Source organism: Rhodococcus sp. MS16 (assembly GCF_013277795.1).
Classification (GTDB): Bacteria; Actinomycetota; Actinomycetes; order Mycobacteriales; family Mycobacteriaceae; genus Rhodococcus_F; species Rhodococcus_F globerula.
In genome coordinates this window covers 736,752-756,933 of the sequence record NZ_VBTM01000003.1, presented here as the reverse complement: position 1 = coordinate 756,933, position 20,182 = coordinate 736,752, and the positions used below count along the sequence as shown (strand labels likewise).

Here is a 20,182-nt window from a genome sequence, read left to right as displayed (position 1 = left end):
GGTCTCCTGTTCTGTCGTCAAGCGATAGGGGTGACGTTGCTCGCCCGATAACGGTCACGCAACAGGCGCTTGTACAACTTGCCGTTGGGATCTCGGGGGAGGGCGTCGACAAAATCGATACTTCGGGGGCATTTGTACGACGCGAGCGCTTTGTGGCAGTACTCGATGAGCTCGGCGGCGAGGGTAGCGTGGGCTGCCGCTGGATCGACCAGTTGCACAACAGCCTTCACCGACTCGCCCATCTCGTCGTCGGGTACGCCGATGACTGCGACATCGGCGACGGCAGGATGCCCGGCGAGTTCGTTCTCCGCTTCTTGCGGATAGATGTTCACTCCACCCGAGATGATCGTGTGCGCCTCGCGGTCGGTCAGATAGAGGTATCCGTCCTCGTCCAGACGCCCGATGTCGCCGAGTGTGCGCCACCCGCGGTCGTTGGTGACGGACGCGGTCTTCTCGGGATCGTTGTGATATTCGAACGGCCTGCCGCCGGAGAAATACACCGAGCCGACCTGTCCGACAGGAAGTTCCGCCCCGTCCTCGCCGACGATGTGGCATTGCTGCATCGGTCGCCCGACGGATCCGGGGTGCGTCAGCCACTCCTCGGGTGTGATGGTCGAAGCGCCGACATCCTCGGTGCCCGAATAGTATTCGTGGATTATCGGCCCCCACCAGTCGAGCATCTGCTGCTTCACGAGGATCGGGCACGGCGCCGCTCCGTGTATTGCGTTGCGCAGGCTCGACAGGTCGTATCGCGCTCGCTCCTGCGGTGACAACCGAAGCATGCGCACGAACATGGTCGGCACGAACTGCGCGCTTGTCACTCGGTGACGCTCGATCAGTTCAAGGCATTGGAGTGGGTCGAAGTTCTCCATCACCACGACCGTGGCGCCGAGACGGTGCCATGACATCGAAAAGACCAGGGGCGACGCGTGATACAGCGGTGCGGGCGACAGGTACACCGCATCGGTGACGGTGTTGCCGGCCATCAGGCCCCTGGCGATCAAGACGGGTGCGGCACTCGGATCTCCGAATGCCGTTCCTGGCAACGGTTTACGCACACCTTTGGGACGTCCGGTGGTCCCGGACGAATACAGCATTTCGCGGCCCTCGCACTCGTCGTCGAGTGGTGTGGCCGTCTCGCCGGCCAGCACGTCGTCGTACCGATCGAATCCGGAGATGTCACCGAGCGCCGATATCCGGATGGAAATACGCGAGACGTCGAGGCCGGCCACGACGTCGGCAAGTGCTTCGCTCGAGATCAAGGCGCGGGCACCACAATCGTCGAGAACGTACTGCACCTCGAGCGGGCGTAAGTGGCGGTTGATCGCGGTGTAGTGAATGCCGGATCGCTGCGCTGCCCAGGCAATTTCGAGAAAGGGGCGGTTGTTCTCCATCAGGATCGCGATGTGGTCGCCGACGCCCAGCCCGCGTGCCCGCAATGCCCGCGCAAATCGCGTCGAGCGTTCGTCGAGTTGGGCGTATGTCGTGACCTCACCGCTCGAAGCCATCACGATGGCCGGGGTGTCCGGGCTCCGGCGAGCGTGGTAGCTGGGTGTCATCGTCGCGGTCGTCATTGACGCGCCTCCACTATCGATCCGTTCGAAGGAGCATTGCGCCGCCGGGGGACAGGCCACCCGTGGCCGCGACGGCGACCTTGGCGCCGACGACCTGACGTTCACCGGCCTCGCCGCGCAACTGTGTGACCGCTTCGTGAATCAGCCCCATGCCGTGGGTGCGGCCGTGTGAGAGTTGTCCACCGTGCGTGTTGAGTGGGATCACGCCGTCGCGGGCAATGTTGTGGCCGCCGTCGAGGAAGTCCTTTGCTTCGCCGATGCCGCAGAAGCCCAGCGCTTCGATCCAGGACAGGCAGTTGAACGAGAATCCGTCGTAGAGTTGCGCGACGTCGACATCACTGGGGCGCATCGTGGTTCGTGTCCACAGGTGAGCAGCTGGGCCGAGAACCTGAGGCTCGTGTGTCAGTGTGCTCTGATCCCATTCGATACGTTCGACAATCTGCGTTCCGACAGCTTCGACGAGTACCGGCGGCTTGGCAAGATCGTGTGCTGCATCGATGGCGGACACGATCACAGCGACCGAAGCGTCGCACGGTACGTCGCAGTCGTAGAGACCGAATGGCGTGGTGATGGTGCGGGCCGAGAGGTAGTCGTCCATCGTCATCGGGTCGCGATAGATCGCGCTCGGATTGAGTGCGGCATTGGCTCGTTGGTTCAGCGCAATCCAGCCCAAGCTTTCGCGAGTTGTGCCGTACTTGTGGAAGTGGCGCTGCGCATTCTGCGCGAGAGTGTGTGCTGCGGAGGTCGCTCCGAACGGGAACATCCAGCTCGGGGTGCGACTCGGCGCGGGTGGGCTGATTTCGCCCAGACGCATCAATTCGTTGTGGGTGGCTTCCCAGACGGTTCGGTAGCACAGCACGTGGCGGGCAAGGCCGCTGGCGACGGCGATCATCGCCGCGATCACCGAACCGCTGGGGCCGAAGGTTTCAATGCCGCCGTTATGCCAGGTCGGCCGGATGCCGAGAGCCGCCTCGACGCCGGTCACCCCGCCGCCCTCGCCGAACCCCCCTACCGGTCCGGCGCCGGGATAGCTTGCGAGACCGTCGATGTCGTCCATCGTGAGGCCGGCATCGGCGACAGCGCGTTCGCACGCCTGCACCGTCAGCTCCATGGGGGAGAGCATCAAGCGTCGGCCGATCTCGGACATGCCGATGCCGGTGAGCGCCGCCTTGTCCTCGAACTTCACGGTGGTGGACATCGGTCGCACGCGTCGCCGGATCTCTTCCGGATCACCCTCGGCCTGTGGCAGCGGCGCAGGTTCTGGTTGCTCGGCCGTCGGCCGGAACAACGGGAGCCACACATCCCCGTCCTGGTGGAAGACAACTTCCATGCGCATGCCCAAGTGCAGCTGCGCAGGATCGCACTCGATGACGTTGGTAGTCAGCCGAACCCGAGGATCGTCTTCGATCGCGACCTGAGCCACCACGTAGGGTGCCGGAAGCCCAGGCATGCTGAAGCGTTCGTTGACCGTGAATCCGATGAGGGTGGCGTAGCCGGAAACCACGCGCACGCCCATCTGATGTGAACGGCAGTACCTGCAGACCGGCTGCGGCGGATGGATGAGAGCCGTACAGGACTCGCACTCCTGTACGCGCAGCCGGCCATCCGCGCCGGACGTCCAGTAGAACCGGTTTTGCCGGGTCACAAGGGGAAGAGGACGCCCCGACTCGGCTACCTTGTTCTCGTTTACCGGATCGACTACCGCGGAATCAGTCACTTACTTCAGTTTCCTTACTTCTGCGCAGTGATCGGTGCGGCGAGTCCCTGCTCGTCGACGATCAGTTGGATTTTCTCGAGGGTCTCGTCGAGGCCGGCACCGAGACGCGGGCCGGGGGTGAAGGTCGCCGGGAGGTGACGCATGCCCTGGATGACGCCGATGGAGTCGTAGTGCACGGTGCCTTCGGGGTCGCACGTGAAGTCGGGCATCCGGTCGAACACTGCGACGAGCATGCGCTTGAAGACCGTTCGGGCCAGGTTCGAGCCGATGCATCGGTGTACTCCCAGACCGAAACTGAAGTGTCGGTTGGCCGTTCGTTCGAGGTCGACGGTATTCGGGTCCTCGAAGAGTTCGGGGTCGCGGTTGGCCATTGCCCAGGAGAGCCAGAGTCGATCGCCCTCTTTGAACTGCACGCCGCCCAATTCGCCGTCGGCGGAGAAGGTGCGGCCGTCGCCCGGTGTCGGGCAGAAGAAGCGGAGAAATTCTTCCGTTGCCGAGTCCAGCATGGTGTCGCGTTCCCGGCTGAGAATCTCGCGCTGATCCGGGTTCTGTGACAGCCACTCGAGTGCGTGTGACGTGAGCGCCGTTGTCGTGTCGAACCCGCCGCCGATGAGCAGGCTGAGGACTCCGAGAAGTTCGAGATCGTCTGGCTTCTCGCCGTTGACGGTGGCTCGGGCGATCGCGTCGACCATGCCGGGCCTGGGGTTCTCGCGGATCTGGTGGAGATTGGTGAGGAGGTCCAATCCCATGGCGCGGTGGAGTTCACCGATCCGGGCGATGTCAGGTGAATCCGGCGGGGTGTACATAGCCGCGTGTACCGGCTCGCAGTAAACGGACCATTTGACGACGGGGATACCGAGCATTGCCAGCGTGATGACGGCCGGGACGATGTTTGCCAGATCGTCGATGAAGTCGATCTTGCCGGACTCGATCTTCTCGTCGAGGCTGGCGCGGATCACCTCGTCGATCAGCGGAACCCACTTCTTGATAGCAGCAGGAGACAGGTAGGGGTTGAGAACCGCACGGAACTCGCGATGCTCGGGGTCGTCCATTTCCAGGATGCCGCCACGGACACCGGACGCGCGTTCCGCGGTCGGAATCATGATTCCCTTGTAACCACGACGAACTCCCTTGAGGTCGTGATCATTCGAGATGTCAGCGGACCGAGCGAGAGCGAAGACCTCGTCGCCGCCCGACGCAACCCAGTGCCCGCCGTGGGTATCGGACCAGGCCATCGGACACTTCGAGTGCATCTCCTGGGTGATGTCCAGGAAGTTGTCGCGATAGTCCGCTGCGTGCCGGTCGAACTGGAATACGGGCTTCTCGTGGTTGTCTTGCGCTGGCGCATTGTCGATGCTCATGGAGCTGTCCTCTCTGGCGTCTTGGCGTCGGCGTTCTCGGAGGCGGAGTTGCTCGCAAAGATGGTGATGGCCTGCTCCGGGCAGGAATGGGCAGCTTCCCGCACCTTGTCCTCGAGATCGGCAGGAACATCGCCTTCGATGGCCGTAGCGTGGCCGTCGATGTCGCTCAGTTCGAACACATCCGGTGCAGCCATAGCGCACAGTGTGTGCCCTTGGCACAGTGCTGGGTCGACCTTCACCTTCACAATATTCCTCCTGTTTGCACGTGAATCTTTTTGTTATTCAGGCTGTTTCGACTAGCTGATCGGGGACGGCCGGCAATGACGATGTTGATCGAACTTGCGTCGTAGACGGACGGAAGGTGGGCACAGAACGTGTCCATGCCGCGAGATGGGCTGGGCTGGGAAATGGCTCGGGCCTGAGTGCGTGACTCACCGGCGACGGGGCTGCCGTCGTTACAGGTGAGCGTTCGAGTGTCGCATTCTGGTTCACAAGAATCTCCAATTCAATTTTGGAGAATCCTACTCTCGCTCTGACGTGGCCGCAAGATCCCGAGTAGAGACTGCTCAGGTGCAATGCAACCTTTCGGTGGGGGGTATGCGTACGACTTCACAGTTGCTACATTCACACCACCAGGATGCAATATTCTCGAATATGAGAACTCTATTTTCATACTTTAGTGAGGAGAACGGATGTCATCTCAGGAAACGGTGTCGGGCAACGAGGGCACCGCCGTGCTGGATGTCGATCGGCGTTTGCTCATCGACGGAAAGCTCGTGACAACGGAGCAGACGTTTGCATCGATCAATCCCGCTACCGGTGAGATCCTCGGTTACGCACCGAATGCGGGTGTCGCGGAGGCAGAAGCCGCTATCGCAGCAGCGCGCAAGGCGTTCGACACCACCAGCTGGGCAACCGATGTGGAATTCCGCATCAAGTGCCTCGACCAGCTGCACCAGGCAATGCTCGACAATCTCGAAGAGTTTCGTGCGCTGACGATCGCCGAGGTCGGAGCCACCTACATCAATACGCAGGGTAACCAGCTCGAGGCGCCCATCGGCATCATCCGCTACTACGCCGATCTGCTGCGCACCTACCCGCTGACCGAACAGCTCGGCGAGGTAGACATCAAGGGGCAGAAGCACAATCGCTGGATCGAGAAGGAAGCCGCCGGAGTCGTTTCCGCGATCATTGCGTACAACTACCCGAATCAGCTGGCGTTTGCCAAGCTGATTCCGTCGCTCGCCGCCGGTTGTACGATCGTCCTCAAGGGCGCTCCGGACACACCACTCATCACATTGGCGCTGGGCGAACTGATTGCCAATCACACCGATATTCCGGCCGGCGTGGTCAACGTACTGTCTTCGTCCGACGTGGAGACCGGCAAGATCATGACCACCCATCCCGACGTGGACGTGGTCACCTTTACCGGATCCACGCCCGTCGGCGCGTCGATCATGGCTGCGGCAAGTGCGAGCCTCAAGAAGGTCTTCCTCGAACTCGGTGGCAAGTCGGCATTGATCGTGCTCGAGGACGCGGACTTCGGCACCGTTGCACAGTTCGCGGCATTCTCCATCTGCTCCAACACAGGTCAGGGCTGTGCGCTCACCACCCGGCTGCTCGTGCCGCGGGCACATCACGACGAGATCGTCGCGAAGGTGGCCGGAATGATGGCGCACGTGCCGGTCGGAGACCCGACCAACCCGAAGATCTACATGGGCCCGCTCATCAGCGAGAAGCAGCGAGACAAGGTCGACGGTTTGGTTCAGCGGGCCGTCGAGGCGGGCGCGACGCTCGTGACCGGTGGCACGCGGATCGATCCCGGCTACTTCTACACGCCGACCCTGCTGGCAAATGTCCACCCGGACAGCGAAATTGCGCAGGAAGAGGTCTTCGGACCCGTGCTCGCAGTCATCCCGTTCGATGACGACGATCATGCCGTGGAGATCGCCAACAACTCGAAGTACGGACTCTCCGGTGGCGTGCTTGGTGCCGACGACGATCGCGCGATCGCCATCGGCCGCCGTATCCGCACCGGAACCTTCAGCGTCAACGGTGGCAACTACTTCACCCCCGATGTTCCGTTCGGTGGGTACAAGCAGTCGGGCATCGGCCGTGAGATGGGTACCGCCGGACTGGAGGAGTTCCTCCAGACCAAGGCTTTTGCGACGGTGGTCAAGTGAAGCCACTCGAGGGGATCCGCGTTCTCGAGGTCGCGATGTACGGCTTCGTTCCGTCGGCGGGCGCAGTGCTCGCCGACTGGGGCGCCGAGGTCGTCAAGGTGGAACACGCCGTCACCGGTGACCCACAGCGCGGCCTTCGTCAGGTCGGTGCGTTGAAGGTCGAGGGGGATCCCAACCCCAACGTCGAGCACGCCAACCGAGGCAAGCGCAGTATCGGCATCGACATGGGAACCGCCGAGGGTAAAGAGGTGTTGGATGCACTGATCCGCACAGCGGACGTGTTCCTCACAAGCTTCCTGCCCCAGGCTCGGACCAAGTTCGGAATCGACGTGGACGACGTCCGCGCCGTGAACCCGAAGATCGTCTACGCCCGCGGCAGTGCACTCGGGCCGCGCGGTGTCGAGTCCGACAAGGGTGGGTACGACATGACGGCCTTCTGGGCCAGGGCCGGAATTGCCGCTACTCTCACGCCTCCTGGAGTGGACGGCATGATCACCCCGCCGGGGCCGGCGTTCGGTGACACGATCTCCGGCACGAACCTTGCCGGCGGTGTTGCGGCAGCGCTGCTCAAGAGAGAACGTACGGGCGAGACCTCGGTAGTCGACGTCTCCCTCCTGGGCAGCGGCGTGTGGGCCATGGGACACGGGATTGCGTTGTCGGCGCATCTCGACCAGGCCATGGTGGCGCCGGTGCCGGGTGGTCATGGTGCACTGACCAATCCGTTGTCCGGGTTGTACCGCACATCGGACGGGCGCTTCCTTTCGTTCGTGATGCTCCAGGCCGGCAAGTACTGGGCCGATGTGTGTCGCCACATCGATCGCCTCGACCTCATCGACGACCCTCGTTTTGCCGATTCCAAGCAGATTGCCGCCAATACCGAAGCCGCAGTGGCTATTCTGCGTGAGGTACTGGGCAGCCGCACACTCGCGGAATGGTCGGAGAAGTTTGCCACTCTTGCCGGTCCGTGGGCGCCTGTGCAGGACTCGTTGCAAGTGTCGAGCGACGCGCAGGTTCTGGCCAACGAATATCTGCTCAAGGCAGGGGAACTCGAACTGGCCGCAAACCCGGTGCAGTTCGACGTCACTGCACCCGAACTGCGTGCAGGACCGGAATTCGCCGCTCACACAGACGAAATTCTGACAGAGTTGGGATTCGACTGGGAACGTGTCATCGCTTTCAAGATCGCGGGAGCAGTTACCTAGGAACTGTGACCACACCTGACAAATGAGGGCCGACCCGTTGGGGTCGGCCCTCATTTCAGTTCTCGTGCAACTGTTCGCGGTGCTCAGCTGTTTTCGGCGTCGCGAACCGTAATTGTGCCGTCCCTGACGGCGTCGGCGATGCTCTCATGGAGCATCGGGCAGCCGTCCTTGAGTGCAGATTTCTGCCCCGACGCGATGGCGTCCTTGAACGTGTGACACCGACGTGCCGGGTCGGAGGTCCACTGAATGCTGGTGTGCTTGTACGTGTTCTTGCGAACCAGTACGCACGCGCCGCATGTCTTGCAATCGACTTCCTGCATCCCCGAGTCGAGGTATTCCTGCTTGTCCTCGACGGTCTGGGCTTCGATTGCGCCCCGCCGTTCCGGTTGCCCGGCAAAGTCCGGAGCCTTGGCCCAACGGAGGTCACGGATCGAGGCGCTCACGACTAGACCTCTGCTTCCTTCTTTGCAGCGGCTTCCTTCTCGGCCTTCTGACGGGCGAGGTTTTCCTCGACCTCAGCGTGCCAGGCTTCGTTGGCCTTGGTGGTGTCCACTTCGAACTCGAAGCGCTGCGTCATCTTCTCGGTGACGTCGGCCTTGTCGACGTAGAACTGCTCGTACCAGCGTCGTAGCTGGTAGACGGGGCCGTCCTCCTCGCAGAGGAGTGGATTTTCGATCTTGGTCTTGTTCTTCCAGATCGCGACGTCCTGAAGGAATCCTTCGCTGATGCCCTCGGTGAACTTGCCGGCCAACTTGTCGGCCATTTCGTCGGAGACGCCCGTCGGCTTCTTGACCGTCACGCCCCACTGCAGCACGAATGAATCCGGGCTGATCGGGTAGTGGCAGTTGATCAGGACGCTTTCGACCTCGTATCCGCTGTAGCTGTTCCACAGAGGATTGACCATGTACGACGGTCCGTAATACGCAGCCTCGGAGCGAAGTAGCGTATCGCCGCCGTACTGGGATGCCATTCCGATGTCGGGACGGCCCGTGGTGTTGAGGTACTGAGTGGCGATCTCACCTTCGAAGACGTTCTTGAAGTACGTCGGGAAGGCATAGTGGATGTAGTAGAAGTGCGCCATGTCCACGACGTTGTCGATTATCTCGCGGCAGTTGGAACCCTCGATGACCATGGAGTTCCAGGTCCAGTCTGTCCACTCGTCGCTGTACGCGCCCTCGATGCGAGGGATCACGATTTCCTCGGGCGGAGGATTGCCCTCCGGGTCGTTCCAGACGAAGAGCTGAGCGTTCTGTTCGAGTGTGTGCCACGCCCGGGTGCGGGCGAGCGGGGGCACGCGGCGGGCGTAGGGAATGCCGGTGCACTTTCCGTTTCCACCCCAGCGCCAGTCATGGAACGGGCACGCGATGGAATCGCCTTTGACCTCGCCTTGGGTGAGGTCACCGCCCATATGTCGGCAGTACCCGTCGAGGACTTTGATATCGCCCTTGCTGTCGGCGAACACCACGAGCTTGGTACCGAAAGCCTCGATCGCGTGCGGTTTGCCGTCCTTGAAGGTCTTCAGAAGACCCAGGCAATGCCATCCACGCGCGAACCGTGTCTGCACCGTTCCCACGTCGATCTCGCGAATCTGCGCCATAGTGACCTCACATCCCTTCTAGCTGTTAATAGAACACGTTATAGAATGAACTCTGATTTCGCTAGATTTCGGAAGCACTTGTTACAGCGTTGCGGCCCTCAATGACGCGATTTGCGACATCTCGACAGAAAAGAGAACGTGTTCTAGTCTCAAAGGTAAGTGAACTATCCGAGCGAGACAGACGGGAGCGTCGAAGTGGGTAACCATGACAGCCACGAGGTGATGCAGAAGCTCGACGCATTGTTGCCGGCACTACGTGAGCGGGCGCAGGAGACCGAGGATCTTCGTCGTATCCCTGACGAGTCCGTCAAGGCATTGCAGGAGACCGGTTTCTTCCGTCTACTGCAGCCGAAGCAGTGGGGCGGATACGAAGCCGATCCGGTCCTGTTCTACTCGGCGGTCAAAAAGATCGCGAGCGCCTGCGGATCGACGGGGTGGGTCTCCTCGATCATCGGTGTTCACAACTGGCACCTGGCGCTGTTCTCTCAGCAGGCGCAGGAAGACGTGTGGGGCAAGGACTCTGACGTTCGCATCTCGTCCTCCTACGCGCCCATGGGTATGGGTGAGGTAGTCGAGGGCGGATACAAGGTAAACGGCGCGTGGGCGTGGTCGTCGGGTTGCGACCATGCAACGTGGGCAGTTCTGGGCGGGCCGGTCTTCAAGGACGGTCGCGCCGTCGATTTTGTCAGCTACCTGATTCCCCGCGAGGACTACCAGATCGACGACGTCTGGAATGTGGTCGGACTGCGCGGAACCGGCTCCAATACCGTTGTGGTCAAGGATGTATTTGTTCCGACCCATCGCGTGCTGAGCTTCCGGGCGATGAGCGAACTGACTGCTCCCGGACTCGAGAACAACACCGCTCCCGTCTACCGGATGCCGTGGGGCACCATTCATCCCACTACGATTTCGGCCCCGATCGTCGGAATGGCTTACGGCGCTTACGAAGCGCACGTCGAGCATCAGGGCAAGCGGGTTCGCGCAGCCTTTGCCGGCGAGAAGTCCAAGGACGATCCGTTTGCGAAGGTACGTATCGCCGAGGCATCCAGCGACATCGATGCAGCCTGGCGTCAACTGTCCGGCAATGTCGCCGACGAGTACGCGTTGATCCTTGCGGGCGAAGAGGTTCCGATGGAACTGCGTCTGCGAGCGCGACGCGATCAGGTCCGGGCCACCGGTCGCGCGATCGCGTCCATCGACAAGCTCTTCGAGAACTCCGGAGCAACAGCACTGCAGAACGGCACGCCGATTCAGCGATTCTGGCGCGACGCTCACGCCGGACGCGTCCACGCGGCCAACGATCCAGAACGCGCATACGTCATGTTCGGAACAGGCGAGTTCGGTCTGCCGATCACCGACACGATGGTCTAGGGGAGACGTCCGTGACAACCACCGAAGAAGTGTTCACCTACGAATCCACGTCGCGTTTTGCGCAGGTGCGCCCCGACCTGAAACTGCATTTCCACGAAGCCGGGGTAGGGAACGATCGCACCATCGTGCTGCTGCACGGAGGCGGTCCGGGAGCGTCGTCGTGGTCGAACTTTGCCCGCAACATTCCGGTGTTGGCGAAGAACTTTCACGTCATCGCGGTCGATCAGCCCGGCTACGGACAGTCGGACAAGCCGACCGAGCATCCGCAGTACTTCGTGCACAGTGCGTCGGCGCTCAACGACCTCCTGGACACGCTCGAGATCACCGGTCGCGTTGATCTTCTGGGCAATTCGCTCGGTGGTGGCGCTGCTGTTCGCTTTGCGCTCGACTACCCGGACCGTGCCGGCCGGCTGGTCCTCATGGGGCCAGGCGGTCTGAGTGTCAATCTCTTTGCACCCGACCCCACCGAAGGCGTCAAGAACCTCGGGAAGTTCAGCTACCAGCCCACACGTGAGAACCTCGAAGCATTCCTCCGGATCATGGTCTTCGATCAGAAGCTGATCACGCCGGAACTCGTCGACGAACGTTTTGCCGCAGCCAGTACTCCCGAGTCCCTGGCTGCGGCCAAGGCGATGGGTAAGTCCTTCTCCAGCGGTGACTTCGAGCTCGGCATGCTCTGGCGCGAGGCGTACAAGCTTCGTCAGCGTGTGTTGCTGATCTGGGGCCGTGAGGATCGGGTCAACCCCCTCGACGGCGCACTGGTTGCGCTCAAGATGATTCCGCGCGCGCAACTGCATGTCTTCGGTGGTTGTGGGCACTGGGCGCAACTCGAGAAGTTCGACGAATTCAACCGGCTCGCAACCGACTTCTTGCTCGACGGAGGTAAGTGATGGGTATTCGATCTCTGGCATACATGCGTATCGGGGCCACCGATATGGGCGCGTGGCGCGAGTACGGGCTCAAGGTTCTCGGCATGAGCGAGGGCAAGGGCGTCGACCCCGATTCGCTGTACCTTCGCATGGACGATTTCCCGGCACGTCTGGTCATCGTTCCGAACGAGACGGACCGTCTGCTCGTCTCCGGGTGGGAGACAGCGAATGCGGCTGAGCTGCAGGATATCCGTGACAGGTTGTCGGCAGCCGGAGTTCCCTTCAAAGAAGGCACGTCGGAGCAGTTGAAGGACCGTCGCGTGGTCGAGCTGATTGCGTTCGAGGACACCTCGGGGAACTTGCTCGAGGTGTTTCACGGTGTAGCGCTCGAACATCGACGCGTCGTGAGCCCGTACGGACACAAGTTCGTCACGGGGGAGCAGGGGCTCGGACACGTCGTGCTCACCACCGATGACGACGACGCGTCGTTGCGCTTCTACCGCGACGTCCTCGGATTCAAACTGCGGGACTCGATGCGTCTGCCACCGCAAATGGTCGGCCGACCCGCTGACGGCGATCCGGCGTGGCTGAGGTTCCTCGGCTGCAACCCACGTCATCACAGCCTGGCGTTCCTGCCGTTCCCCAATCCGACGGGCATCGTGCACCTGATGCTCGAGGTGGAGAACTCAGACGACGTCGGACTGTGCCTTGACCGTGCGCTGCGCAAGAAGGTCAAGATGTCGGCGACCCTCGGGCGCCACGTCAACGACGAAATGCTCTCGTTCTACATGAAGACTCCCGGCGGCTTCGACATCGAATTCGGTTGTGAGGGACGCGAGGTCGAAGACGAGAGTTGGATCGCGCGGGAAAGTACGGCAGTGAGTCTGTGGGGTCACGACTTCACGGTCGGACTGAAGCCGTGAGTGCCCCTGCACTCGACCCGCGGCAGTTCCGTACCGTCCTGGGCCAGTTCTGTACCGGTGTCACCATCATCACGACCGTCGACGACGGCGTGCCGGTGGGTTTTGCGTGTCAGTCGTTTGCCGCGCTCTCCCTCGACCCGCCCCTGGTGTTGTTCTGCCCCACCAAGGGTTCTCGGTCGTGGGCGGCAATCGAGAAGACCGGAAAGTTTGCCGTCAACGTGTTGGCGGAGGAACAACAGTCGGTATGCGCGCGCTTCGGTTCGCGTGAGCCGGACAAGTTCGCCGGTATCGACTGGACACCGTCGCCGTTGGGTTCACCGATCATCGACAAATCGCTCGCGCACATCGACTGCACCGTCGAAACCGTCCACGACGGCGGCGATCACTTCGTGGTCTTCGGTCGGGTCTCGTCGATGAGTGAGGTCAAGACCGAGCGTCCACTGCTGTTCTATCGCGGGCAGTACACCGGGATCGAACCGGACAAGACCGTCCCCGCGCATTGGCGGGACGATCTCGAGGCGTTCCTGACAACAACGACGGAAGATACCTGGCTGTAGGGGCCTGCGGCCCCTGTGCGCCTTTTTGGTAGTGGGGACTGCCGGAAAGGAGCACGGGGGCGGAGCCCCTACAAGGAAAAACACGTCTGGCAGAAGTCCTCACCGAACGGCGTGAGCAGGATGCTACGACGCACTATCTTGTTGGACCGGCCCGCGCGTCGCACGGCGTCGATCACCGCGGGCTGGACTTCGACGACCTGATATCGATCTGCTTCGACAGGTTCTCGAGAGAATGACACCAGCCCGAGTCGGTGCAGGTTGTTGAGGTAGGCATTCGTGCGATCCAGGTGCCGGCACCCGGCGAGATCGCCGATCATCGACAGGCCTTCGTCGATCATTTCCGACCCGACGCCGAAGGGCCGGGCTGTCCGGACGTCGACGCTCGGTTGCGCGCCCGACAATGCGAGCAGGCGCAGGATGCGTGCTTCGTCCGGTGCAATCTCGTCGAGGATTCGGTCGTAGGCGGGGTGAAGATCGTCGCGGTCGGTGACATCGGCGGAACGGTCGAGCAGGTTGTCGCCGCGCTGGCGAAGGGCTGCGAGCATGGCCTCGGTGCTCTGTTTACCGGTGGGGCGAGCGCGCATGGCCGATCGCAGGTTTTCGGATCGGGAGGGCCCGGCACTTGCCGGTCGCTTTGTCGAAGGTTGAACGTTGGCGGCTTCGGCGGCCTCTGCTGCCGCGTCTGCGGCGGCTGCAACGATCTGCCGCGTCGCCTCGCGCGCTGTGCCCAACGCCCACCCCGTTATTTTCAGGGAGGTGAGTGTGGTGGTGGCGGTCAAGCCGACCAGGCTACGGATCAACCGCTTTTCGACGGATTCTTCGGTGCCCGTGTCGATATCCCAGTCATACGTGGGTTCTTCGCGCTGCTCACTCATTCTCATACTCCGAATATCGCGAGGTGCAGGAAACCGGCCAACGAGCCGAGTACCGCTCCGTGGACGAACAACAACCATTCATCTTGTTTGACGGCAGATCTCAGCAGTTCGCTGAAGTCTTCCGGTGACAGTTTGTTCATTTGCGCCGTGACGAATATCCGGATTTTCTCGGACTGACTTTCGGCAAAAGCCGCGTCCTCGAATACTCGTGGAACGAGGTCGAGCACTTCGGTTGTCGCGAGGCTCGGCAGACGCTTGTAGCTTTGCGAGCCGACCGTCATTTTCACGACGGATCGTGCCCATCCGACGGCGTCGTCGACGGATTCACGCAGTACCTGATCGAGCATTCGGCGGGTTCGGTCCGAGCGTGGTCCTTCGAGAAGTTCTGTGCCGATGTTCTCGAGTGTGATGACGTGATCGGCGAGCGTTTTTGCGTACCCCTCGATGATCTCGGTGCGTCGTTTGAGGAAAAGACCTTGCCGCCACGGCACCCATCGGCTGGGCGCGATGGGCTCGAAGATCATTGTGATTCCGAGGTAGTTGACGATGTAGCCGATGATGACGCCGCCGATGGGCAGGATCCACCAGTACGGCAGGAAGTGCAGTACGGCCACCAGGACAAACCCCATCGGAAACCCGAAGTAGAAACCGAAGTTCTGCATGAATCGCAGTTCTTTGTTTCCCATGGTCCGGAAAATGTCGTTGAGTAGTTTCGGGTGCGACGACAGGTACCGGATCACCATGAGTTTGGCGTCGATGAATTCGTCGATGTTCTCTTCGATGCGGTCCGTTATGGTGCGGACACTGGCTGGCAGATCTTCCTCGACCTTCCGGAAAACGGCTTCTTTCACCGGGTTCGGAAGGTTGTGCCAGAGCTGAGGATTCTCGGCGGTCATGATTCTGGTGACCACGCCGCGGACTTCGCTTCGCGAGATGGTGACCAGATGTTCGGCGATGCTGTCCGGATCGAGTTCACGGTAGAAGTCGGCGATGCTGCCCACTTTTGCCAACGATTTGTCCACTGCGATCGACGCCATTTTCTCGGCCCGGGAGGGCACAATTCCTTGCCAACCGAAGCGGCCGTCGCTGGTGATCGCCGGGATTACCTGGACCCGGCGCGGGAGCAGTGGGAACAGGATCTTGAGGCCCGGAATTCTGACTCCGTGGAATTCGAGTGGGGCGAAGAGCATCAGAACGCCGGACCAATTGGTGATGTACCCGATGATTCCCGTGAACAAAGGAATGGTGATCAACTGTTCGAGCAAGTGGTCCGGCACCGTCGCCCATCCTCCTCATATCCGAGAACCTCACGTTCGGACATGATTGCCGAAACTTCGCTCTTCGTGGGTGTTTCCTTCGCTACTACTGCGCCTTCCCAGTTGCGTCAGCATAGATCCCCGGTAATCCGGGCCGTCGATGGGTCGGAAGTTAATGTAACCTGACGTACATGGTCAGCTTTGCGCACAACACGACGACGCCGGTTTCCTTCCGGCGCATCGATTAGCACCTGCTGACCGAACCCTTTTCCGCCCCGGGAGTTATCGCCCCGGGGTTGTTCTGTTTCTTCGCTCCGATGCGCGACTCCCCTTGAACGATTTGGAGAGCTCTCATGAGCGTTGACCACCGCGAACTCGGACGCGAGCTGGAATTTTTCACCACCACCCCCATCGTCGGAGCGGGCCTTCCGCTCTGGTTGCCGGACGGCGCGATCATCAGGAGCGAACTCGAGAAGTTCGCGGCCGAGCAAGCTGCTCGGTCCGGATGCCGCGGTGTCTACACCCCGGTGATGGCGAAGAAGGAGTTGTACGAGAGATCTGGGCATTGGTCCAAGTTCTCGGAAGACATGTTCCCCGAAATGCAGATAGGTGGGGAATCATTTCTTCTTCGTCCTGCTAACTGTCCTCATCACGCACAGGTATTCGCCGCGCGCGGCCGTAGTTATCGCGAACTCCCTTTCCGCCTTCGCGAACTCGGCTCGATGTTCCGTAGCGAACTCTCCGGTGTTCTCAGCGGACTGAGCCGCGTCAGGCAGATCAATCTCGACGACGCACACGTCTTCTGCACTCGTGACCAAGTTCGAGCCGAAGTGATCGTTGCGATCGACGCGATCGAGTACTGCTACTCGACTCTCGGGATTGCCGAACGGGAATATCGGCTTTCGATCAGAGGGGCAGTGAGTGGAGGGGCAGCGGGGCAGTACCTCGGCACCGACGAACAGTGGGCCACCGCCGAGGATCAACTTCGCAGCGCACTGAATGCGCGCTCGATCGACTACGTGGAAGCCAAGGGAGAGGCTGCGTTCTACGGGCCCAAGATCGACGTCCAAGTGCGAGATGCGAACGGCCGCGAAGAAACACTCTCGACCGTCCAACTCGACTTCAACCAACCGGAGCGGTTCGGGCTCGAGTACACAGCGGAGGACGGAACCAAGGATCGTCCGGTGATGATCCATCGAGGCCTGCTGGGTTCGATGGAACGTATGACCGCGCTCTTGATCGAAAGGTTCGAAGGTCGGATGCCGCCGTGGCTGGCGCCCAACCAGGTCTCGATCCTGCCCGTCGGCGACCGGCATCAGGATGCGGCCGAGCGTCTACGGGCAGATCTCGAGGCTCGCGATGTCCGCGTGGCCGTTGCGTCCGAAGGGTCGTTGGGACGCCGCATCCGCGAGGCTCGTACTCATCGGGATTCGTACGTCGCCGTGATCGGGGACAACGAAGTGCGGGGCGGCACCGTCGACACTCTGATCCCGGCGCGGGATGAGCGGGCCGTCGTCGACGCGGGAGTGTTTGTCGATCAGGTGGTCGCGGACATCAACGAGCGTGCCCTGCTTCCGGCAGGGTTCTAGCCGACGGGAAGTTCGTGGAGCGCCCGCACCAACGGCGCGAGTTCGGGTGTCTTGCATGCCTCGTCGAGTGCGGCTTCGAGGGTGGCGTCGTGTGTCGGCCGTGCGCTTTCGAGAAGCTCGCGGCCGGCCGGTGTCAACTCGGTGTAGATGCCTCGACGGTCGTCGGCGCACAGGATTCGGGTCAGTAGTCCACGATCTTCGAGACGGTTGACCAATCGCGTCGTGGCACTGCTGCTCAGCGCGGCAGCGCGAGCCAGCTGGGCCATGCGCATGTGCCAGCCGTCTTGGCGGCTCAACGCGTCGAGGACTGTGTATTCGACGACGGACAGTTTGTGCTCACGCTGGAGAGCGCGTTCCAATTCGGTGTCGAGGGCGCCGTGCAGCGCTGCGAGCGTGCGCCACCCTTGCGAACGGATTTCGACGGCGTCGTCGGCGATCCCCATGTGATTCTCCTTGTCCGATTCCTGCCGCTCCAGGTTACCAGCTTGCGCATGTAGCGCGCGCGTGCAACTATTTATAGCGCGCATGCAACTACTGCACACGCCCGCTAACGGCTTACGCGTAAATCTGTGAAAGGAACATCGAGATGCCATTGGGTCTCATTGCCCTCGCTATGGGCGGGTTCGGGATCGGCCTCACCGAATTTGTCATCATGGGCCTGCTGCCCGAGGTCTCCGCCGATTTCGAGGTCACCGAAGCCGTAGCGGGCTACCTGATCTCCGGCTACGCACTGTCCGTCGCGATCGGTGCAATTCTGGTGACTGCGGCCGTCATCCGGTTCGAGCGCAAGAAGGTCCTACTCTCGCTGATGGTGCTCTTCATCATCGGCAACCTGATGTCCGCGCTGGCCCCCTCATACGAGGTGATGATGGGTGGGCGCATCGTTGCGGCCCTGTGCCACGGCGCGTTCTTCGGCATCGGATCGGTGGTCGCCGCCGGAATGGTCGCACCGGACAAGCGTGCAGGTGCCATCGCAATGATGTTCTCCGGGTTGACCATTGCCAATGTTCTCGGCGTTCCGTTCGGCACGATGCTCGGCCAACAGTTCGGATGGCGCTCGACATTCTGGGCGATCACCGTCATCGGCATTGTCGCGCTGATCGGGATCGCGGCTCTGGTGCCTACGACGCCGGCACCAACGACGGGCGGCGGCCTGCGCGGCGAACTCGGAGCCTTCCGCAACAAACAGGTGTGGCTCTCGATCGCGATCACGATTCTCGGCTACGGCGGAATGTTCGGCGCGTTCACGTACATCGCGTTCACTCTCACCGAGGTGAGTGGCTTTGCAGCGTCCAGTGTTCCGTGGTTGCTGATCCTTTTCGGTTCCGGTCTGTTTGTCGGCAACGTCCTCGGTGGGAAGGCCGCCGACCGTTCGCTGACGAAGGCGCTGGTCTGGATTCTCGCGATCTTGACCGTCGTTCTGATCGTGTTCGCGGCGTCTGCAGAGAGCAAGGTCATGACCGTGATCTCACTGTTCTTCATGGGCGCCTTCGGTTTTGCGACGGTACCAGGGCTGCAGATGCGGATCATGAATTACGCGTCGGAGGCGCCGACTATGGCGTCGGGCGCCAATATCGCCGCTTTCAATGTCGGAAATGCATTGGGCGCGTGGCTCGGTGGTCTCACCATTGCCGCGGGGCTCGGCTTCACCTCCCCGATCTGGATGGGTGCCGCCGTCACCGTGGTCGGTTTGGTGGTGCTGCTCCTCGCGTCGTCGATGGACAGGTCGGAGAAGACTCCGGAGCGGGACGGCGTACTGGTCGGGTAGTGCCGGGTTGTCCAGGTCCGTACCCCCACTTCACCTGAGCGAACGTACCTTTCGGCGCATCCAAGGCGGCAAAAGGTACGTTCGCTCAGTCGGGCATGAGCCCGCAGCAGCTGACTTCCAGCATCAGAACTTGATCAGATCGCCCACGAAGATCTGGTCGGGATTGGTGATCCACGCATTCATGGCCCACACCTCTTGCCAATTCTTCCCTCTTGCCGAAGCGAGGTCGAACAGCGTATCGCCTGCGGACACGGTCACCGTGTCGCCGACTGCCGACGTGGCAGGCTCTGGTGCCGGAGCATTCAACGCGGGTGCGAACGTCGGTCCGGGCGTGACGCTAGCCCCGGTATCGCACGCGCCGGTCGACTTCAGGAAGGCGACGGGATCGACGGCGCCGCCGCTGTGAATGCGCAGATGCAGATGCGGGCCGGTCGAGCTGCCGGTATTACCCGTGGCACCGATTTGGTCGCCGGCCTCGACGTGAGAGCCTTCACCGACCCACGTTTCGGAGAGGTGGCCCATCTGGATCTGCTCGCCGGTATCGGCTTCGAGCTGGATGTAGGTTCCGTATCCGCCGGGGTCATATGGTCCGGCAACCGAGATCGTGCCCGACGTCGGGGCATGGAGGACCGTTCCGACGTTGACCGCGAAGTCCGCTCCATCGTGTCCGGCGTGGAACCCCTGCGAGAGCACCCCATCTACCGGCCACTCCCAACTGCAGCTGTTACCAGCATGAAGAGGGGCTACGTGGATGGCTTCTTCGGCAGAAGGCAGTGTCGATGAGATCACGTTGGCTGAACCAGGGGTGACTCCACCCCAGCCGAGGTGTGTGCCACACACCGGCCACGCACCGATGCCCTGAGCGTCGAGTGTTGCCTCCGCTGCTGCGACTTGATCCGCGACCGACGCCATGTCAGCACGGGCCGGTGCATCGGCTGGCTTGTAGGCATCCCACGTCGACTGCGTGAACTGCAGTCCGCCGTAGAACCCGTTGCCCGTGTTGATGCTCCAGTTTCCGGAACTCTCGCACATGGCCACTTGCGACCAGTCGTGTGCGCTGGCTACGCCCGTGTTGGCGAAGGTGCCGATGGCTGTCAGAGCGCCTGCTCCGGCAGCGAGTGTGATGAATCGTGTGGCGTGAGAACGGTGGTGTTTCCTGTGTTTTCCCATGATCTTTTCCTTGATCGGTGTCGGCAATCTCGCGGCACGCAGCGGTGATCAACTGCTGAGCAGCGTGGTGTACGAGATCGCCCATGCTGGAAGGCGATTGAAGATGAGTTGACAACAAGTGCGCCAACAGTTCTCGCTATCCGTGGACAATTATTTGCATTGACCGAATT

18 protein-coding genes are annotated in these 20,182 nt (G+C 61.6%); 8 read left to right on the top strand and 10 right to left on the bottom strand.

Translation table 11 applies throughout. The annotated features are described in order from the left end of the window. Nucleotides 1-17 precede the first annotated feature (17 nt). The 4 genes from FEZ60_RS08535 to FEZ60_RS08520 are packed head-to-tail and all read right to left on the bottom strand — an operon-like array spanning nt 18 to nt 4,897. Nucleotides 18-1,574 (bottom strand): acyl-CoA synthetase, encoded by a 1,557-nt coding sequence (locus FEZ60_RS08535; protein ID WP_080711652.1) that lies wholly within the window; start codon nt 1,572-1,574, stop codon nt 18-20. Between the two features lie 13 nt (nt 1,575-1,587). Then, nucleotides 1,588-3,291 carry an OB-fold domain-containing protein gene (locus FEZ60_RS08530; RefSeq protein ID WP_045068474.1) on the bottom strand — a complete coding sequence of 568 codons (1,704 nt, stop codon included), beginning with the start codon at nt 3,289-3,291 and terminating at the stop codon, nt 1,588-1,590. 14 nt (nt 3,292-3,305) lie between these two features. Further along, complete coding sequence (locus FEZ60_RS08525) at nt 3,306-4,652, bottom strand: cytochrome P450 (protein WP_033232470.1); 1,347 nt, start codon at nt 4,650-4,652, stop codon at nt 3,306-3,308. After that, a complete protein-coding gene (locus FEZ60_RS08520) occupies nt 4,649-4,897 on the bottom strand; it encodes a ferredoxin (protein WP_045068478.1) in 249 nt (82 codons plus the stop codon). The genes FEZ60_RS08525 and FEZ60_RS08520 overlap by 4 nt, the downstream gene beginning before the upstream one ends. A gap of 447 nt (nt 4,898-5,344) precedes the next feature. Between FEZ60_RS08520 and FEZ60_RS08515 the strand changes: the two genes are divergently transcribed. Both FEZ60_RS08515 and FEZ60_RS08510 read left to right on the top strand, forming a co-directional pair. After that, nucleotides 5,345-6,835, top strand: a complete 1,491-nt coding sequence (locus FEZ60_RS08515) for an aldehyde dehydrogenase family protein (protein ID WP_045068480.1) — start codon at nt 5,345-5,347, stop codon at nt 6,833-6,835. Further along, nucleotides 6,832-8,037 carry a CoA transferase gene (locus FEZ60_RS08510; protein ID WP_045068482.1) on the top strand — a complete coding sequence of 402 codons (1,206 nt, stop codon included), beginning with the start codon at nt 6,832-6,834 and terminating at the stop codon, nt 8,035-8,037. Before FEZ60_RS08515 ends, FEZ60_RS08510 begins: the two co-directional genes overlap by 4 nt. A gap of 83 nt (nt 8,038-8,120) precedes the next feature. On the opposite strand, the gene FEZ60_RS08505 is transcribed toward FEZ60_RS08510, so the two are convergent. Together FEZ60_RS08505 and FEZ60_RS08500 are read right to left on the bottom strand one after the other, a co-directional pair. Then, on the bottom strand, nt 8,121-8,480 hold the full coding sequence (locus FEZ60_RS08505; protein WP_033232465.1) for a hypothetical protein: 360 nt from the start codon (nt 8,478-8,480) through the stop codon (nt 8,121-8,123). A 2-nt stretch (nt 8,481-8,482) separates the two neighbouring features. Next, nucleotides 8,483-9,634 (bottom strand): Rieske 2Fe-2S domain-containing protein, encoded by a 1,152-nt coding sequence (locus FEZ60_RS08500; protein WP_033232463.1) that lies wholly within the window; start codon nt 9,632-9,634, stop codon nt 8,483-8,485. Nucleotides 9,635-9,829: 195 nt separating this feature from the next. On the opposite strand from FEZ60_RS08500, the gene hsaA reads away from it, so the two are divergent. The 4 genes from hsaA to hsaB are packed head-to-tail and all read left to right on the top strand — an operon-like array spanning nt 9,830 to nt 13,354. Continuing rightward, nucleotides 9,830-11,005 carry a 3-hydroxy-9,10-secoandrosta-1,3,5(10)-triene-9,17-dione monooxygenase oxygenase subunit gene (hsaA, locus tag FEZ60_RS08495; protein ID WP_045069644.1) on the top strand — a complete coding sequence of 392 codons (1,176 nt, stop codon included), beginning with the start codon at nt 9,830-9,832 and terminating at the stop codon, nt 11,003-11,005. An 11-nt stretch (nt 11,006-11,016) separates the two neighbouring features. Next, nucleotides 11,017-11,895 (top strand): 4,5:9,10-diseco-3-hydroxy-5,9,17-trioxoandrosta-1(10),2-diene-4-oate hydrolase, encoded by an 879-nt coding sequence (gene hsaD / locus FEZ60_RS08490; RefSeq protein ID WP_033232461.1) that lies wholly within the window; start codon nt 11,017-11,019, stop codon nt 11,893-11,895. Beyond that, nucleotides 11,895-12,797, top strand: coding sequence for an iron-dependent extradiol dioxygenase HsaC (hsaC, locus tag FEZ60_RS08485; protein WP_033232459.1), 903 nt, complete (start codon nt 11,895-11,897; stop codon nt 12,795-12,797). Before hsaD ends, hsaC begins: the two co-directional genes overlap by 1 nt. After that, entirely contained in the window at nt 12,794-13,354 is a 561-nt protein-coding gene (gene hsaB / locus FEZ60_RS08480) for a 3-hydroxy-9,10-secoandrosta-1,3,5(10)-triene-9,17-dione monooxygenase reductase subunit (RefSeq protein WP_033232457.1), read from the top strand. Before hsaC ends, hsaB begins: the two co-directional genes overlap by 4 nt. A gap of 68 nt (nt 13,355-13,422) precedes the next feature. On the opposite strand, the gene FEZ60_RS32425 is transcribed toward hsaB, so the two are convergent. Further along, complete coding sequence (locus tag FEZ60_RS32425) at nt 13,423-14,229, bottom strand: Abi-alpha family protein (protein WP_033232455.1); 807 nt, start codon at nt 14,227-14,229, stop codon at nt 13,423-13,425. Between the two features lie 2 nt (nt 14,230-14,231). Then, nucleotides 14,232-15,506: a hypothetical protein gene (locus FEZ60_RS08470; protein WP_033232453.1), complete on the bottom strand. Its 1,275-nt coding sequence runs from the start codon at nt 15,504-15,506 to the stop codon at nt 14,232-14,234. A 332-nt stretch (nt 15,507-15,838) separates the two neighbouring features. On the opposite strand from FEZ60_RS08470, the gene thrS reads away from it, so the two are divergent. Further along, nucleotides 15,839-17,074: a threonine--tRNA ligase gene (gene thrS / locus FEZ60_RS08465; RefSeq protein WP_172935908.1), complete on the top strand. Its 1,236-nt coding sequence runs from the start codon at nt 15,839-15,841 to the stop codon at nt 17,072-17,074. Here the strand turns inward: thrS and FEZ60_RS08460 are convergent. Further along, on the bottom strand, nt 17,071-17,517 hold the full coding sequence (locus FEZ60_RS08460; protein WP_003945852.1) for a MarR family transcriptional regulator: 447 nt from the start codon (nt 17,515-17,517) through the stop codon (nt 17,071-17,073). The genes thrS and FEZ60_RS08460 overlap by 4 nt on opposite strands. A gap of 143 nt (nt 17,518-17,660) precedes the next feature. On the opposite strand from FEZ60_RS08460, the gene FEZ60_RS08455 reads away from it, so the two are divergent. Beyond that, nucleotides 17,661-18,842 carry an MFS transporter gene (locus tag FEZ60_RS08455; protein WP_172935907.1) on the top strand — a complete coding sequence of 394 codons (1,182 nt, stop codon included), beginning with the start codon at nt 17,661-17,663 and terminating at the stop codon, nt 18,840-18,842. Nucleotides 18,843-18,965: 123 nt separating this feature from the next. Here FEZ60_RS08455 and FEZ60_RS32870 read toward each other — a convergent pair whose 3' ends face one another. Continuing rightward, nucleotides 18,966-20,012, bottom strand: a complete 1,047-nt coding sequence (locus FEZ60_RS32870; RefSeq protein ID WP_172935906.1) for a transglycosylase family protein — start codon at nt 20,010-20,012, stop codon at nt 18,966-18,968. Between the last annotated feature and the right edge of the window lie 170 nt (nt 20,013-20,182).

Excerpts from the sequence above, each read along its gene's own strand:
- FEZ60_RS08525 (WP_033232470.1), bottom strand. The coding sequence starts at position 4,652 with ATGAGCATCGACAATGCGCCAGCGCAAGACAACCACGAGAAGCCCGTA.
- thrS (WP_172935908.1), top strand. The coding sequence starts at position 15,839 with ATGAGCGTTGACCACCGCGAACTCGGACGCGAGCTGGAATTTTTCACC.
- FEZ60_RS32425 (WP_033232455.1), bottom strand. The coding sequence starts at position 14,229 with ATGAGTGAGCAGCGCGAAGAACCCACGTATGACTGGGATATCGACACG.
- hsaC (WP_033232459.1), top strand. The coding sequence starts at position 11,895 with ATGGGTATTCGATCTCTGGCATACATGCGTATCGGGGCCACCGATATG.
- FEZ60_RS08455 (WP_172935907.1), top strand. The coding sequence starts at position 17,661 with ATGCCATTGGGTCTCATTGCCCTCGCTATGGGCGGGTTCGGGATCGGC.
- FEZ60_RS32870 (WP_172935906.1), bottom strand. The coding sequence starts at position 20,012 with ATGGGAAAACACAGGAAACACCACCGTTCTCACGCCACACGATTCATC.
- FEZ60_RS08460 (WP_003945852.1), bottom strand. The coding sequence starts at position 17,517 with ATGGGGATCGCCGACGACGCCGTCGAAATCCGTTCGCAAGGGTGGCGC.
- FEZ60_RS08515 (WP_045068480.1), top strand. The coding sequence starts at position 5,345 with ATGTCATCTCAGGAAACGGTGTCGGGCAACGAGGGCACCGCCGTGCTG.
- FEZ60_RS08500 (WP_033232463.1), bottom strand. The coding sequence starts at position 9,634 with ATGGCGCAGATTCGCGAGATCGACGTGGGAACGGTGCAGACACGGTTC.
- FEZ60_RS08535 (WP_080711652.1), bottom strand. The coding sequence starts at position 1,574 with ATGACGACCGCGACGATGACACCCAGCTACCACGCTCGCCGGAGCCCG.